The following is a 16,755-nucleotide window of genomic DNA, read 5'->3' as shown; positions in this document are numbered from 1 at the left end:
CAGCAAAAGAGATTTGCATTGGTACTGAACTTTATTAATTAAATTAAAAAATTAACCACCAAACTGGACTCTTACTCCCGCATTGACGGTAAAGCCATCATTGCGTGACCAAATATCCGTGGTCCAACGTCCGCTCGGTGCTTGGTTAAGTAATAACATTGAGTGTTCTTCTGTTTGGCGCACATTAAGCAAGTTTTCGGCATTCACAAACCAACTCACATGACCCAAGGTAATTTGACCAAGTAGACCTAAATGCCAGTACGGATCGCTGTTATCCAAGTAAGGGTTATTATCTAGTTTTTGTGTGCCAGTGTAGTATGCTTCAAAGCCAACTAAATGGCTGCCATGTTCCTCCCACATAATCACAGCACCAGCTGAATGCCTTGGGGTTAAAGCAAGTTGCTCGCGGCCAAAACCTGAGTTGCTCTCTTTGCTGGCATCGATGTACAAGTAGCTCGCCGTGAACTTGATGTCATGCCACCGATAGCGAAGTAATAGCTCGGCACCACGAATCTCACTCTGGCCTGGCGCATTTACAATACGTACGGTTTTATCCGTATTACTTGTCAAATTGTCGACAGCTTGAAGCTCAGTGACGTTGTCTACGTCAGACGCAAATAAGGTGACACTGGTTTCAACACTGTCAAATGTGTAGCTGATGTCGAGTGAGGCAGTGGATGCTTGCTCTTCTTCTAGTTCGGTGAATGCTTCAAGGCGAGATAGTCCGGTGTCGTCGATGTCTTCAATAAATGGTGTCGGCGCAAAAAAACCTTGTCCATATGAACCGCGCACGGTCCAGTTGTTTGGGCTGTACAGCATAGATACTCGAGGGCTGAATTGTGAACCGTATTCGCTATGCCAATCAGCACGGGCACTGAGTGATAATGCCACATTGTCAGCGACGTCATAGTCGAGTTGTGAAAACAATCCCGGTACGTCAAATGTGTAGTTGAAGTCAGGATACTCGGCGGAGTCGTACTTGTCAGTTTGATGTGCGATGCCTACAAGCCAAGCGGTATCATCGTTGTAACCAGAAATACTCGACTCGATTAAGTAACTTTCGTGGGTATCTTCTTCAAATACTTCACCGTACTGGTGCTCATGCTCTTGATGCATAGCTGAACCCCGAACATTCAGGTTCAAAACATCTCCTAATGGCTGTTCAAAAATAAAGCCGCTATCAAGCCTTACGGTATCTTGCGCTTGAACATAGGGGTTGCCGTCGGGCAGGGTAGCACCAGCTAGGGTACCTGCTGTGCGCTCTTCTGTCATAGCGCCAAAGGTGGCATACAGGTTAGCACCGCTCTCGTTAGACCAATATACGCGCGGTCGTATTGTCGCTCTGTCGTATGCTGCCATATCTATCCAGCCATCATTGTCGAGATCTTTTGCGGCCTGATGGTGGCCACCGGCAGTAACTGATGTGCTGATGGTATCCGTCACGGGCGCCGCAACATAGGCGGTAATATCTTGGCCATCTTTTGATGTCGCATTGAGTAGCACTTCTCCTTCAAATTCGTCAGATGGAGTACGGGAAATAAGGTTGATAACCCCACCCAGTGCAGAGCCGCCATATAATGAAGAAGCCGAGCCTTTGATAATTTCAACGTTGGCAAGATCGGTTGGTGGGATCTGCAATAAACCAATAGATGCAGTCTGACCACCATACAAAGGCAGGCCGTCGCTGAGGAGTTGGGTATAGCGACCATACAACCCTTGCAAGCGGATGTTTGCACTGCCCAAAGCAGGAGAGGTGTTCTGAACCCTGACACCGCCGGTTTCAGCAACCAGCATGGAGATATTCCCCGGTCTCATAAGTGCTTTTTCTTGTACTTCTTCTGCATTTATCACTTCTGTGCGTGTTGCGGATTCTGTAACAATACGACCAAGTCGAGATGCCGTGACTTGGATTTTTTCAACTTGACTGTTTTTGTGTTCATGATGATGTTCGTCGTGGCCATGTTCATCATGATGGTGTTCGCCTGCATAAGAAACAGACGGTAACAACATCGCTGAAATAGCGAGTTTTGAGTATTTTTTAAGCATTTTTACCTCTAAGAATGCAAAAAACTGAGCGCAAATAGCGCACTATTGATACGTTTTGACAAAATGGTTGAATTTAGGGCGCACTGACCCTTAAGAGGTAAAAATGGGGGGACGAAATAGGGAGTCGGTCATTGGAATAGGCCGACTAATATCTATATTGATAACAAGTTCACTGTGTTTGACAACTCGGGCTGATTGCACGTTTGTGCTTAAATACATCAATGAGATACAGGCATTTCCTGGGCAGACACAATCATTTTCGCAACATTCAACTTCACAACAGTCGTCTGCTTCAGAAGCGTTCGCTTTGCTAGAGTGCTCTGTCAAGGTCTGCGGTGCATGTGTTAGGTCAAGTGATGTTGAGGCTTGCTCAAAAGACATAGTGAAATTATATGCCACAGCTTGTCCAACGAAGGCAATTAACATCGCGATGATAATGAATACCTGTGATATGGGTTTAAGCATATAATTCTCATAAAATAATTCGTGCGTACTTTATGACATTTTCACGAATAAGTGAATAGTCATCTGATCCTTAATACCTAACCATAAGGGTGAAGGGAGTAATTATTGTATGATTCTACTTTTAATTGAACTCATGCATAATGAAAGGGTAGGAAATGGATGTAACACTCCATACTGTTAAGTCAGAGAGCTTAGGTCAGTGAGTTTCTCTCTTTGAGTCTGCATGAGTTTATCAGACAAGTTAGAATTCGGTCCGACATTTAAAAACGTGTTAGAGGTCTAGTCAAAATGCGCTTTTACAAGTGTACAAATATTCACTGTTGTGAACAGGTGGCATATAGAGAAGACAAAGCCAAAAAAAGTCACTATCGCTGCTTGCGATGCATGGGGCGCCTTGAAGAATGCGCGATACAATATCATGAATTAAAACTGGGCAAATTCTTTGAAGATAACGCTTTGTTGGTCAATGTGTTGTTTTCAACTGTAATGGCGTTAGTTATATCTATTATAAGTCCAAGTGATTTTGGCGGGTATATTCACTCTATATATGTTCAATTCATTGCAACATTATGCTTAATCTTAGTTTTTCACCTTGGGGGTTATTCGAGCGCTTTAAGCGTATTGGAAAAGGAACCACTCGACGTTGAAAATAATCTGAGGTCACTTAAATCATGCATACTTGCTTCATTGGGCACCGCGCTAGTTAGTGTAGCCATTATCTTTAACTAAGCGCCCAAGTTGCACTCATCTATAAACGTTCTGTTTAGCTGCTAACGCCATTGGGCGTGGACGCTCAGGCACTAATGAAAAATTGATAGCTGCATAGTTGTTTAAATATTGAGCAGGTGTTTTGTCCCAGTTAAGTGAACGGACGTAATACTGGCACTGAATTTATAGATTAAAGGAGTTAAATCAAATGGTCAGTGCTGAAGAGCTCTCCTATGTATACGAAAACGTGTTAGTAAAACTGATTGAGCAAAGAGAAAAAGAGCTAAAATTCTATATACAGCAACCCGCATTTTCCCATATGACGTTGTCAGTGGCATTTTGGCATAGCGATATGTATTGGAACTTGTATCAAAAGGAGAGCTGCGAGTTCACATGCCATGCTAAATACGACAATCAAGAGTTTATTATTTTATCTGATTATGAAGGCAGGCATCCTGATATCTCTAATTTGAGAGATATTTTTGATGGCTGGTCAGAGTGTGAGGCTACTGAAAACTCAGATGAAAGCTTAGACCTGCAATTTAAACTTGCCCATGAAGCCCTTGCTATAGCCCTGTGTAGTGAGCGTGTAAAACCGTTATTAGAAGTGCTTTTAGAGACAAATAACAACTACCAAAAAGCACGGTATAGCGAGATGATCCGAGTGGAAGATCCGGATGGTCGTTTTGATGTGAACTTTCTGCAAGTGGTCTAGTTTCGATAACTTGTGACCAAATCTAGAAGCACATGACTTATTATTGTGTGCTTCTTTGTCATCTGATTGAAGCTAAGCTTTATTTGCTCAGCGAGTAATCGTCAAATCAACAGGTAAGACATCGCGTTATTGAGCCTGTATTATATTTAGGTACTCAATCATGGAAAAGTAATGAAAAAGAGTGGTTTTACCCAAGTTATCTGCCTCACCCTGAATTCATCTTATTGTTTTGTAATGTTAAATAATTGGTCTTTTACAAATCTTTTCATAGAAAGAAGGCAAGTGCTTTAAATTTCTACTGGTTACTATATAATCCGCCAGCTTAATTATTGCTCAGTCGTCTTTAGGACTGGGCTAAAGGTGGGATCTGTGACTTTATTGAGGAGATTATAGTTGCGAAGCTATATTTTTTATCGTTTTGTTTTAAAAGTGTTTTTAGTTTGTTTTACGGTGCTGGGGCTGAGCGCTTGCGGTGGCTCAGGTGGCTCCGATAGCGCTGCAAATACCGGGAGTACAGGTAACACAAACGTTGAACCGCCAAAAGCGATAAACGCCGCACCAAAAGTTACCATTGAAGGTCTGACAGAAACAACGCAACAAGTCGCCATTACGTTAAATGCAATAGCATCAGATAGCGATGGCAACATAGCGAGCTATGCGTGGAGTTTCGACCCAAATTTACCGATTTCTGCAGACAACTTAACCGATTCCAGCTTAACGATTGTAAGCTTAGCTCTTGACGAAGATATTACCTTTGATGCCTCTGTTGTCGTGACTGATAACTTAGGTAAACAAACTTCAGCGACCCATACTGTTAAGGTTTACGCACCAGATATCGCGCCTTTGAATATTAATATATTAGGCACCGAAAGCGAACTTGAGCAGCAAGCATTCCAATTGACACTTGAAGCGACAGAGCCGCTAGATGACTCGGCTCAAATTACATGGTCTCATGATTCTGAGCTGGCGCTAGACCTCAGTGGCAGCGATTCAACCACCTTGACTGTGGTATCACCTGATATTTTAGAAAATCAAACCGTTCACTTTAATGCAGAAGTAAAGCTGAGTGACAACAGAGAGGCCAAACACACTCATGTTGTTACTATTAAAGCGCTTGCAAATGTGCCTCCTGAAGTCAGCATTGTTGGTAACCACAAAGTGCTTGAAGGGGTCACCTTAGCTTTGCGCGCTGAAGCTTCAGATCAGGATGGTGAAGTTGTTACATATGCTTGGTCTCATAACACTAACCTCGACATAAACTTAGCGGGTGAGCAAAGCGAAAACCTGTCAGCGTCTATTGAAAACATTGTGTACGATCAGACGGTGGTATTTACAGTTGAAGTTACTGACAACCAAGGGACATCTTCACAAGAATCAATCACTGTGCAAGTAACGGCACTACCAAATGTTGCACCTACCGCGGTGATTAAAGGTGAAAATACAGTTACTGAGCAAGCTGAATTAGTTTTAACAGCTGAAGCAAGCGATAGCGATGGTCAGGTCGAATTCTACTCTTGGTCGTATACGTCTGACATAGCCTTTACTGTATCTGGTTTGCAAAGTGAGACTTTAACGCTTCAATCTGGAGATATAGTTGAAGACCATACTGCTGTTGTTTCTTTACAAGTTACTGATAATCAGGGGGCTTCCCACACAGTTGAACATACAGTAACTATCGAAGCGTTGCCGAATGTTGCCCCTGATGCATCTATCCAAGTGAGCCAAGAAACTGTTGAGCGACAGGCTTTCACCCTAACAGGTATCTCAAGCGATGTTGATGGTCGAGTGAGCAGCCATAGCTGGTCGCACAACTCACCATTGACGCTATTGATAGACGGACAAAACACTAATGCGATCAGTGTTGTTAGCCCTGATATTCAAACTCCTCACGAAGTGACATTCACTTACACCGCTACTGACAATCAAGGCGCGAGCACCAGTGTTTCTCAGTTGGTGACTATTGAACCGATCCAAATAGCGTTCTCGGTTACAGGTAAAGTAACGGATGCGCCTATTCCATTTGCGCAAGTTACCATGCAAATCGGTGAGGCAACTTTTGAAGCAAATGCCGATGAAAATGGCGACTACACGCTGGATGTTGCAGTCGATGAATCTCAAGCTGCTGAATTAGTTAAGTTATCTGCCAAAGGTATTAATGATAAAAGCACTGTGTCGCTTGTTTCACAGTTAAACTCTGTTAGCACTATTAAAGAAGCAGCAGGTGACGACAATTTGGTTAATGCTGAGGAATTATTTGACGTCAATGTAACCAATGTCACAACTGCGGAATATGCACTATTGGCAAGAGATACACAGGGGTATAGCAATAACGCCGAGTTAAATGACGCAAAAGCACGTATTTCGTCGCAAGAGCAATTAACCTTAGCAGCAGTTTTAAAAGCCGTGATTGATCATGGTGTTGCACTTCCTGATGGCGTGAACTCGACACTGGAGTTGGCTAAAAACTCTGAGTTAGTGGATGAATTACTCGACAACCTAACTGAAACTCAGCCAGAGTTAGTAGAGCAAATCAAAAGCGAAATCACCAATGACGAAACTCTTGTTGCTCCTGTAGCCTTCGCACCAAACGGCACATATTACTTACTCGAGACAAACTATGTTGATGGATTGGATTATAAGCTGGCATTTTATGAAGACCAAAGAGGTTTACTGAGTACCGCTGATAAGCGCATCCCTTTCTCTTGGGCACAAAATGGCAAAGAAGTAACAATCAACCTCGACCAAGAAGTGGTGGTAAACAACGAACAGTTTGAACATCGTACAGGTTTTCATAGCTCTTCATTTAAAATAACCACATACGATCTGCATAATAAGTCATTGGCAGTCATGGTGGAGTTCGATGTCTCACGAGATATCGAAGAGCTGCCCAATGGAAAATACACGACAGCGGCGCAGGTGTTTGGCGAGCGCGATTTAAATAGATTGACTGAAGATGCTCTTGTCGGCACTTGGAGCCTTGCTTATTCTCAATTCGGTGAAAAAAATAACTTTGAGTTGACCTTTAGAGAAAATGGTCAGGTTGCAATTGATACCGGGATCACTGTGTGGGACGGTACTTGGCGCATTCACCTTGGTCAAGTTGAAGTCAGCCATTGGGTCTTTGGTTTCAATCTTAAATTGGCCAGAGAGTTTAACTTTGGTTATCAAACCATTGTAGAAACGGGGTCTTTTGGTGAAGAAGTATATCGACAAGGTACCTTCATAAAACACCAAGACATTAGTTTCGACGACATTGATTACCAAAAAACATGGCGCAAAGCCCACAGTAAAAAATCTCATTCGGCTTTCACGGTTGATAATAACGATAACTTTAATTTTAGATGGCACCGTGACATTCATGGTCAAAATGACAACGGCATACTGACGCGTTTTGACTATTACTTAGACGGTAATAAAGTTGATTTTTGTAATACCGAACTAAGCAGCTGTCGCATAGATACGGTCTATCAATATAAGCTATTGGCGCAGATAGGCGATACCATTGCGGTGGCCTATTTTCGAAATAGACTAAATGTGTCAGATAGATCCAGAGACATCCATTTTTACAAGCTATCGGAAAAAACTTGGGCGTTGGGTAAGTTTACAAAGTCTTTCTTTAATACAGACAAGCTCGAGCGGCTTTTTGGCGCGCAAACACATTTATACTCTGTTAATGGTGAGACAATTTCTCATCTATACAGTGATTTTTATTGTCCAACTAATCCTTCTCCATTGAGGCTGTGTTTTGACTCGATAGTTTTCAATGGTGAACGCTACCGTGCGTCTTTAGAAAATGAGAAGTTGAAATTAGAACATCTACAATCTGGTGCCATCTCTTATATGGCGGTGAGCGAAGAGACTGACAAAACTATCTCACTTTGCCATTTTGCTGAAGGGGCGTCTTGCTCACAAGGGAGCAATCACAGTTTTGTGTTCTCCAAGCCGGAATTGACCGTTAACGTATCGCAAATAGGTGAAGGGGAGCTTACGATTTCACAGTCGCAGTTTTACTTTGGAGATAGGTTTAATATCACAATCTCAGAAGTTGGCGACTATTCACTCGAGAATATCAGTGGCTGTGGTGGAGTACTGAAAACGATAGACTTTACTAAGGTATATCAAGTTCCAAAACTAGAGTCTTCATGTGAAATTACGGCGACCTTTCAAGAGCGAATTGCACATAAGCACACATCACTTTTATTGGATGCGACGCCTGCAGGTTTTGTAGACAGTTGGTATTACACTTTTGACGCTGACTCTCAAATCCGCGGCACCTTTTTCGGCCAAGACAAAAATACAGCCTTTACGGTACGTAACATACAGTCAGAAATGTATATCTTTGAGTTTGAGCAGACTATTCAAACCAGAGTAAATGGTAAACTGTTTTTTGCGTCTAGATTTACGCTCCGTTATGGCGCTGACTCTCTGTATGCTTGTTGGAATGGAAGTAAAAAAGACGACAACTTCGATCCCAAATCGGCGCATTTGGAGGCGACTTGTACTTATGTAGAATCAGCAAGTTCAAAACAAGCGACTGAGTTAGAGGTCAGCGAATTACTAGGTGACTGGCACTTAAACTTTGACTTGTCTTCAAATCAATACCAGTTGACGCTTAATGAAGACAATACTGGGGTTTTCATGTCTTTGCTGGGCGATGGCTCGATAGCGAGTGCCCAATATATAAACTGGCAGTTAAACCGCGAAAACATGCTTGAATTGACGGACGAAACGGGCGCTGTCGCGTCGTTTTCGGTGATTGAAAAGAATGCGAGTCTCTACACTTTACTAGCTAATCAAACCGGTGGTGAAAACCAAGCCGACTGGTTGAGGTATGGCAGCTGGTCTATGATCCGAACTGAACGCAAGCCGTGGTCATTAGAGCAACTTAAAGGAGCTTGGGTCGCTGTTGATGAGCAAAGCATAGAGAACTTTTATTTGTTTTCTGGGGGGGAATACCGTTCCGGTAAACTTAATGGTGCAGGGACAGTCGCTCTTGAGCGTAACACCTTAACCATCTCGGCCAGCTTTAATAAGAGCCAAAACCGTTTTGAACATATCTGCAATGACACTCGCCCTGAATGTGAAGTGCGCTCAATTGCGCAATTTAAAGTGATTGCGCTAGACAATGCCCGTGCTTATATTCACGTTTATCAGTCGAATGATTATCAGAGCTCTGTAAGGATTATTGATATTGATGATACCTTCTCAGTTGAGAACGATAACCCTGTTTACCTTGAGTCGGCCAAGTATTATGAAAAGTTAACAGGTTCGATACGCACATGGGAGTTTATATATAACGGTACAGGTAGTAACGTTGTTGTAAGAGTTGGTGATGATGCATCATTCTTTGCAAGTTATGATAAAGGTGAAATAAAGTCGGTTCATAATCCTGACAACTTTACGTATCGTGTACTTGATATTGACTCAGATGGCCTGACAGTGTGCCGCATGGTTTCGGGGCAGTGCTCAGCACACAATCAAATTCAGCTGTTATTTCAATTGCCTTTTGTTGAGGTGACATTGGATATTCCTGATGCTTTAGAAGCTAGACACAATGCCGGTTCAGGTTATTTGAAGTATGGCGAAAAACTCGAAGTCACACTTAATAGGAGCAACCAACAGCGCCAATATGCATCTGCGTTTTCCGGTTGCGGTATTACCAAGCCCAGTTGGCTTAATTTTGCGGTGATCACATTTTCGTCACCTGCTCTAACACAATCGTGCTCATTACAAATGACAGCGGCACCGCTGCCAGATTCAAATGCAGATCGATTGGGCATAACAGATCCTGTATTGAAGTCATGTGTAGACCGCGAAGCCAGTGAATACGTGGAGTATGACCACCAATTCTTTTGCTCTAACTATCGAGGTCTTTCGAGCCTTGAAGGGATCGAAAAGTTGCATTCTCTTACCAGTTTAGGGCTACAAAATTTTAGTCTAACGGCTGAGGGGCTTCAGAGGCTTGAGCAGCTGACAAATCTAGAAGAATTTTCTGCTCATACTAATCTGTTTGATGAACTACAGGGACCTGTAGAAGTAGATTTTTCTGGGCTTGAAAAACTGAAAAAACTCACTTTAACAAGGCTGCCAGAAGGAAGTTTAACGCTGCCAAATACAGCGACATTGAAAGAATTATCTTTGGTTTCTTCTGCGTTGACAGAAATAGATTTGTCTGGACTTTCCGGTCTGGAGGACTTGTCTATATACAACTCTTCGATCACCGCTTTAGATTTATCTAACAATAAAAAGCTCACAATGTTGGATGCTCGTTCATCAGCACTTCAATCTATCACCGGTGTAACAGCTGATCATCAGCTTCAAATAATGAACTTAAAAAGTACTCAGTTTGAGAGTCTAGATTTGACCGGGTTTGAAAGACTTACTTACCTTTATTTGTCAAAATCGCAAATAAGAGAGATAGACATATCAAAAGCAAAAGCCTTGCTTGAATTCGATGCACAAGTGGACGGGATTTTTATAAAACCACATTCGGACTTTTGTAAATCCGAATGTGGGACTATCTGAGACTAAGGGGGACTTATAGGGAATCGAGCGTTAATCTCGTTCAACGAATCTAACCATTTTTGTTTTGACTCCTCTGTCCCTAATAGCTGGGATTCAACATACAATGGATAAGACTCTTCCTTATATGCTATATTACGCTTGTGCTTGTTCTGAGCCAGTTCAAATTTCTGTTGCCTAATTACAGAATTAATACAGTCTTTGTTCATCCCTAAATCCTCCATGAAACTCAGGGATGTATCACTATACGCTGTGCCGTTAAAAATATATCTAAACATATTTATCCTTACCTAGTTTTGTGCTGGCAATAGTGCAGGTCTAAACCCAAACCCACTGAATGTTCCTGTGCGCGAATAATTAAACGATATCGCCCCTAAGCCCGCTATATTTCCATTACTCCAGTCACCCCCTCTTAAAGGGAATCTATTGCCGTAGTTGCGGCAATAAAGTGCTCCAGACAGCACATTTTGAGTCTCAGATTCGATTAATAACCTGCGTAGTGCTTCATTGGGAACGTAGCTCGCGGCCTTACTTATAGACGAGTAATCGGGATTTCCCAAATAAGGGTTGCTGTGTGTGTCATCTCCCATTGGCCCGTTGCGGTTGGTCACTTTATCACTTAACACTGGAGAACCAGCGCCTTCTGCTCCATCTGTAATGTTACTAGGCGAGTCAAAAAATGCGGAATGTTTAAACCAACTTGATTCGGCAATGTCAGGGTTATTGTCCAATGTCGATATTATTTGTCCATCGACCAAACACAGTTGATCTAGCCACTCCCAAACATTACCAACAAGATCATGAATTCCCCATTCGGTGTGGTCATGTGTCCATCCGACAGGCCCTTTACCTGTGTCCGTGCGTGCTGAACCCGACGCGTCTCCAGGCATTGCATTGTCATCTCGCCGAGCTGTCTCTAGCTTTCGCTCATGACTTCTTCCATAGTTCGTGTTGCCTCGCGGGATAGTGTCATTTGCTAGTGACCACAGAGCGATCGCAGCCCATTCATGCGCGCTTAGCATATGCCAACCAGTTCCTTTATTTGCACACATATTTTTGGCTGAGTCATAGCTTATTGATGTCAAAGGTTGCTTTCCACCTACGACGCTACAGCCACCATTTTGCCCGGAAGATGCCAAGTATTTAGCTATCAAAACTTCACCTAACGGCTCCCCATTTCGCATAAACATTGTGGGGGTGCCTGTGCCCAGTTTCAGATCAACACCATATTTATCAAAAATAGCCTCGTTAATATCTTCGTAATTAAAGCGTGGTATTCTTACCATGATATTAACGTTCCCTTGAGCATCATAGACCACCGTGTTTTTGCCCCCAGACATATCTTCAATACTTTGCCTGTAACTATCTGACGCAACATTCTTTATTTCCGTCAATTTTGTAGCGTGATGTTGATTAACATAATTGATTGAATCTTTGGCCTTATTACTGATACTTTCAATTTTAGAACCAATTGACTCAGTAACGTCATTTAACTGAACTACTGCGTTTGCAGTCTCTTCCGCTACCCTCGTTAAAATTGTATCTGTAGACATTTAATTATCTCCATTTATCGTTTGTTGTATCTCACGTGACAGCATGCTAAGCTGTACACGGGACGTTCTAACTTGTGCTAATGTCATTTGAGCCAGTTCACGTGTCATTATCAGATTTACGTTATCATTTGACAGATCAACGGTAATTGCACCTTCTGGGATTTGGTCTATTGCTAATCCAAATTTTACGATAAATCGCCCAGCGTCAGTTTTAGCTCCTACGATCCTATTAGGCATACTAAATACAGCGAATAGTTCACCTGTAGAAGTAAATAGGCCAACTTCCCCGACGTTATACGCCTTGGCTGGGTTGTCGAATACAGCAGCCATCTGGAGCGTTTTGTCTACCCGTTCAAAATCTAAAATTGCAGCTCGATCGACCTCAGACTTTAGAGCTAGTTGATCAGATATTGCAGCTGGGTCATACATTGCAGTACCCACAGCCATTTCTGTTAGCAGTACTTGTGCACCGCCTACTTGTGTATTTAACAACAGGCTTTCACCAGCCGCCGTTATGTTAAAATGGTATATTTCATACGTTGGTGTTTGTGCTGACACGTCTTATCAACCTCCCGCTAATGTTTACTTCCTGAATAGTTTTCGCTACTAAACCTAAACACAATTCGACTTTGCTTTGCGGATGACGCCTAACTAGCTGACATTGCACCGCTGATAGGTGATCAACCATACCGCTGACTCCAATATTTGCACCGCCGTTAATTAGAGGCTGCCTAGGTATAAGTGCTCCAGGTTTAGCTGTTAAATTATCGGCTCGGCCCGCCATTGCTGTTGAGACTGTTTGATTCACCTCAACCCCAACAGACACTGTAAAGTGCTGGCTGTGCCGTTTTGCACCTCTAATTAACGCCTCTAATTGCTCAATTAACCTTCTATTAATTAGTGAATCTTCACTTGGTGTAATATTACGGTTTGTATACGCGACTATATCGAACGTGCCAGGCTCCTGTTGCGTTTCGGACTGCCACCATTCGACAATCTCCGCTTTTACTCCTACAGCCGCCAACGCCAGCTCTACAGCATGTACGGTCCCTTTAGTGCGGTGTACCGCCAGTGCTGTTTTAACAACCTTGCGTTTAACTTCTGTAGGCCATTTCGTGTCCCAGACCTCCACCCGAAATTGCCACGCCAGAAACGGTAGAAACTCCGCTGGTACATGGTCAACGTCGAGCATATTTAGCCCGCCCGACACCTTGCGTAATTTGTCGAACTCCGCAGACGCTGTACGTGATAGGCAATCCAGTACCTGGGTCTGTAATGATGCTGGTATTAAGTTGTTTGTTTTCATGTCGCTTAGATTAGCAACAGATTTAAATGGCTGTTGCTGTACAGCAACGGCCATTTATCGTGATGGGTAAAATTGCGTATGACAATTAATCATAGGACTTTGTTATGTTATCTAAAGAGCAAAATGAACAAATTGAAAACAATTTACTCGAACTTAGTGAGCCGCTAGTAATAGAAGGTAAAGAGTTCAAATTCGCTAGAAAAGCCACAGAGCCAAAAGTGCTTCATAGAATAAAAGCTGCGCGTTTTTGTAAGTCGGAGTTTGGTGAAGAAAACTCGGATGGCGTAATGGTTGGCGTAACCGCTCAAGTGATCGAGTTTGGCACGTCCAATGGAAGCGAACTTGTTGAAACTAGAAAATTCGACGCAATGACGCTATGTGAAAATCTCGCTTATCGTGACTTAGTGCCGATTCAGTATTTGCTGGGAAAGCCGCTAAAAACCTTATCTACACAACAGACAAACAACTCAAATCAGCATTCAAAGCAATCTCAAAATCCGGTTTAGCTAGTGCCACGGAACTTTTTGCGTGTGATATCGAAGAAATAACTTATTTGCTAGAGGTACTAACGGATGACGACAACTGATAACTTTGCGCTACAACTTGCCGTGGGCGTTAAAGACATGTTTGGGGACAAAGTAGATGAGATTGAATCTAAGTCTAAGGAGCTACTTGAAACCTCTAAAGCGTTGCAAAAAGGGATTGGTGATATCACAGCGTTTAAGACCGCAGAGCACGCCACAGGTCGGCTATCTAAACACAAAGCTGACCTTACTGAGCAACTAGAAAACCAACAGTCTCAGCTTGCCGAACTCTATAAAGAGCAAGCCAAGCTCAACAATGTAGAGAAGGAGGCCGGAGAGCTAAGCCAAGAGCAAAAACAACACCTTGCCAAGCTAAATAATGAAGTCAAAGCCGCAGAACGTATCCAAAGCCAACTACAAATGGAACTTGCCAATACTGGTCAGGAGCTTAAAGACCAGGCACGAAACACAAAGCGGCTTAGCAATGCACTTGAGGCTGCTGGCGTTGATACCCGGAAGTTTGATAAGTCATTGGAGCAATTAGAAGCAGAGCTCAAAGACGTCAACAAGGAGCTTGAGCAAACTGAGCAATTGGCTGAGGGGCTCAGTTTTGGTGAACAGCTAAGTGGCGGAGTATTGGGCGCAGGATTGACTGCTGCGCTGGGCGCTGGAGCCGTCGCAGCTTATGAGTGGGATAAAGGATTAAAGCAACTAAAAACGACAACTCAACTGACAGAGGAGCAAGTACAGCAACTAAAAGAACCACTAAAAGGGTTACAAGCAAAGCTGGGGATAGATACAACTGAACTGATTGGCGCAGCGGCCAAAATAAACCAACAAACCGGATTGATAGACTCAGAACTAGCCAGCGCAGTTCAATCAGCACTGACACTACAGCGAGTTAATAGCGGTTTAGGTATTGAAATTGATGCCTCTGAAATAATACGGGCACAAACCCAAATGCGTACAGCCTGGAATGTGTCCTTTGCCACCAGCGGAGATTTAATCAGCACTATCTATCAGCAAGCCGGAGACCGTGCCGACGATCTGCTAGACACCTTTCATGAGTATTCACCTCTACTCGCTGAAATGGGTTTAAGTGCTGAGCAGGTATCGGCCATCCTGATTAAAGGGGCCGAGGCCGGGGTGTATAACTATGATTACCTGGCCGATACTATGAAAGAGGCCCGAGCCCAGTTAACTGACGCAGGCAACTGGGAAAAGCTCGTAGGTAAAGGCAACAAAGCCGGGCTAATTGACGAGATGCTGGGCAATGACAGTGCCAGCGCAAACCGTATTAAGTCCCAGCTGGCCCAATTTAGACAGGGGCTCAACTCAGACAATAAAAATTTGCAGAGTGAAAGTTTTAGCAAGCTGATGCTGGAGCTAACCAGTGTATACAGGGAGGATGCGCAAAAGGCCCGGGGGCTGATTGAGGCTGTTTTTGCGGCTAAAGGCGCGGACGACCTGCCAATTAAAACGTTGGAGGCGATGGCGCTTGGGATGCAAGACTATCAATCCATACTGGGTGATTATCACAACAAAACACAAACTCAGCTCGAAGAGCAATTGACTGGCTGGGACAGGCTTGGTATTGCTGGCCGAAAACTCACACAAGCATGGACCAGTGGTGTTGAACGGCTTGGTGTAGTCGCTGAGCCCGTAATTGATATGGTGGTTCATTTAGCTGAGGGCGTCGCAGCATTTGCAGAGCAACACCCGGATGTTGCCGCATTTATTGTAGCGCTGGCAGCCGGGGCTGCTGTTGTTGCTTCGCTGGCTGCAGCGGTATCTGTACTAGGGTTTGCGGCGATTGGTATGAAAACAGGAATGGCAGGCTTATTGGCTGGCGCGAGATGGTTAACCCCTGTATTTACGGGCTTGGGTAAAGCTACATTGTTCCTTGGGCGTGGGCTCTTATTGCTGGCTGCAAATCCGGTTGGCCTAGCACTTATGACTATTGCTGGAGCTGGCTACCTACTTTATCAAAATTGGGATAGCTTAAGTGAAATGGCGAGCAACTTGTGGGATAAATTAACTGCGCCGCTATCGCTACTTTGGGACTTAACCCCCATAAAATTACTGTGGGATGCAGGACAGCAATTGTATGACTGGTGGCAAGAGTTCGATTTAACGGATATTGGCGTTAACTTATTGGGTTCACTACTTGACGGTGCATTATCAATGCTTGGTAGTGTTGGAAGTACGATCCGTGATGGTATTGCTGATATATTTAGCTGGGGCGATGAAGAATCACCAAAACAACGATATGACCTTACAAATTATAGTCCAGAGCGGTCAAACGATGCAGCAATGATATCATTAGCAGCTGGCCTTGCTGTCAGTTCTCCTGTTGCAGTGTCGACGCCAGAGCTGCAACCACTACAGACAACACAGCCCCAAGCAGAGCGTGTAAACTTGGCGCCGCCAGAAACAGCAATGAATATGCCTGATCCTGTGAGCATTGACATAGACTCACCAGAGGACATAAGCGTTACAGCGCCACAGGTCGCGGTACCAGATATCGAACCGATAGAGCTCAATGTCCCACAACTGACAGCCCCTGAGGCTCAACCTTTCCAGGTGACGCAATCCCAACCATCGCCTGTGAATTTGGCAACGCCAGAAACAGTACTTAATATGCCAAGGCCTGTAAGCATTGACATAAACTCGCCAGAGGACATAAGCGTTACAGCGCCACAGGTCACAGTACCAAGTATCGAACCTCTAGAACTTAATGTCCCACAACTGACAGCACCAGAGGTTCAACCTTTCCAGGTAACGCAATCACAACCATCGCCTGTGAATTTAACACCACCAGAAACAGTACTTAATATGCCTGGGCCTGTGAGCATTGATATAGACTCACCAGAGGACATAAGCGTTACAGCGCCACATGTCGCGGCACCAGATATC

9 protein-coding genes are annotated in these 16,755 nt (G+C 43.7%); 4 read left to right on the top strand and 5 right to left on the bottom strand.

Annotation, left to right across the window (positions count from 1 at the left end):
• Window positions 1–51 precede the first annotated feature (51 nt).
• Both MHN81_RS20860 and MHN81_RS20855 read right to left on the bottom strand, forming a co-directional pair.
• Window positions 52–2,046, bottom strand: coding sequence for a TonB-dependent receptor (locus tag MHN81_RS20860; protein WP_239426607.1), 1,995 nt, complete (start codon window positions 2,044–2,046; stop codon window positions 52–54).
• A 90-nt stretch (window positions 2,047–2,136) separates the two neighbouring features.
• Entirely contained in the window at window positions 2,137–2,511 is a 375-nt protein-coding gene (locus MHN81_RS20855; RefSeq protein WP_239426606.1) for a hypothetical protein, read from the bottom strand.
• Between the two features lie 916 nt (window positions 2,512–3,427).
• On the opposite strand from MHN81_RS20855, the gene MHN81_RS20850 reads away from it, so the two are divergent.
• Together MHN81_RS20850 and MHN81_RS20845 are read left to right on the top strand one after the other, a co-directional pair.
• Window positions 3,428–3,934 carry a hypothetical protein gene (locus MHN81_RS20850; RefSeq protein WP_023401965.1) on the top strand — a complete coding sequence of 169 codons (507 nt, stop codon included), beginning with the start codon at window positions 3,428–3,430 and terminating at the stop codon, window positions 3,932–3,934.
• 393 nt (window positions 3,935–4,327) lie between these two features.
• Complete coding sequence (locus MHN81_RS20845; RefSeq protein ID WP_239426605.1) at window positions 4,328–10,459, top strand: REJ domain-containing protein; 6,132 nt, start codon at window positions 4,328–4,330, stop codon at window positions 10,457–10,459.
• A 287-nt stretch (window positions 10,460–10,746) separates the two neighbouring features.
• On the opposite strand, the gene MHN81_RS20840 is transcribed toward MHN81_RS20845, so the two are convergent.
• Genes MHN81_RS20840 through MHN81_RS20830 form a run of 3 tightly spaced genes read right to left on the bottom strand, consistent with a single transcriptional unit; the run spans window position 10,747 to window position 13,369 of the window.
• Entirely contained in the window at window positions 10,747–12,009 is a 1,263-nt protein-coding gene (locus MHN81_RS20840) for an SUMF1/EgtB/PvdO family nonheme iron enzyme (RefSeq protein WP_239426604.1), read from the bottom strand.
• Window positions 12,010–12,567 (bottom strand): phage tail protein, encoded by a 558-nt coding sequence (locus MHN81_RS20835; RefSeq protein ID WP_239426603.1) that lies wholly within the window; start codon window positions 12,565–12,567, stop codon window positions 12,010–12,012.
• A complete protein-coding gene (locus MHN81_RS20830) occupies window positions 12,542–13,369 on the bottom strand; it encodes a phage tail protein I (RefSeq protein WP_239426602.1) in 828 nt (275 codons plus the stop codon). Before MHN81_RS20830 ends, MHN81_RS20835 begins: the two co-directional genes overlap by 26 nt.
• 50 nt (window positions 13,370–13,419) lie before the next feature.
• On the opposite strand from MHN81_RS20830, the gene MHN81_RS20825 reads away from it, so the two are divergent.
• Both MHN81_RS20825 and MHN81_RS20820 read left to right on the top strand, forming a co-directional pair.
• On the top strand, window positions 13,420–13,821 hold the full coding sequence (locus MHN81_RS20825; RefSeq protein ID WP_239426601.1) for a hypothetical protein: 402 nt from the start codon (window positions 13,420–13,422) through the stop codon (window positions 13,819–13,821).
• A 66-nt stretch (window positions 13,822–13,887) separates the two neighbouring features.
• Window positions 13,888–16,755: phage tail tape measure protein (locus MHN81_RS20820; RefSeq protein WP_239426600.1), on the top strand; the 2,868-nt coding region annotated here is incomplete at its 3' end.

It is taken from the genome of Pseudoalteromonas sp. Of7M-16 (assembly GCF_022347805.1).
GTDB classification, from domain to species: Bacteria; Pseudomonadota; Gammaproteobacteria; order Enterobacterales; family Alteromonadaceae; genus Pseudoalteromonas; species Pseudoalteromonas luteoviolacea_F.
This window is presented reverse-complemented; position numbering and strand designations above follow the sequence as displayed.

What these genes read in the sequence shown, in the direction of transcription:
- MHN81_RS20855 (WP_239426606.1), bottom strand. Translation starts at nt 2,511, where the DNA reads ATGCTTAAACCCATATCACAGGTATTCATTATCATCGCGATGTTAATT.
- MHN81_RS20850 (WP_023401965.1), top strand. Translation starts at nt 3,428, where the DNA reads ATGGTCAGTGCTGAAGAGCTCTCCTATGTATACGAAAACGTGTTAGTA.
- MHN81_RS20830 (WP_239426602.1), bottom strand. Translation starts at nt 13,369, where the DNA reads ATGGCCGTTGCTGTACAGCAACAGCCATTTAAATCTGTTGCTAATCTA.
- MHN81_RS20825 (WP_239426601.1), top strand. Translation starts at nt 13,420, where the DNA reads ATGTTATCTAAAGAGCAAAATGAACAAATTGAAAACAATTTACTCGAA.
- MHN81_RS20840 (WP_239426604.1), bottom strand. Translation starts at nt 12,009, where the DNA reads ATGTCTACAGATACAATTTTAACGAGGGTAGCGGAAGAGACTGCAAAC.
- MHN81_RS20860 (WP_239426607.1), bottom strand. Translation starts at nt 2,046, where the DNA reads ATGCTTAAAAAATACTCAAAACTCGCTATTTCAGCGATGTTGTTACCG.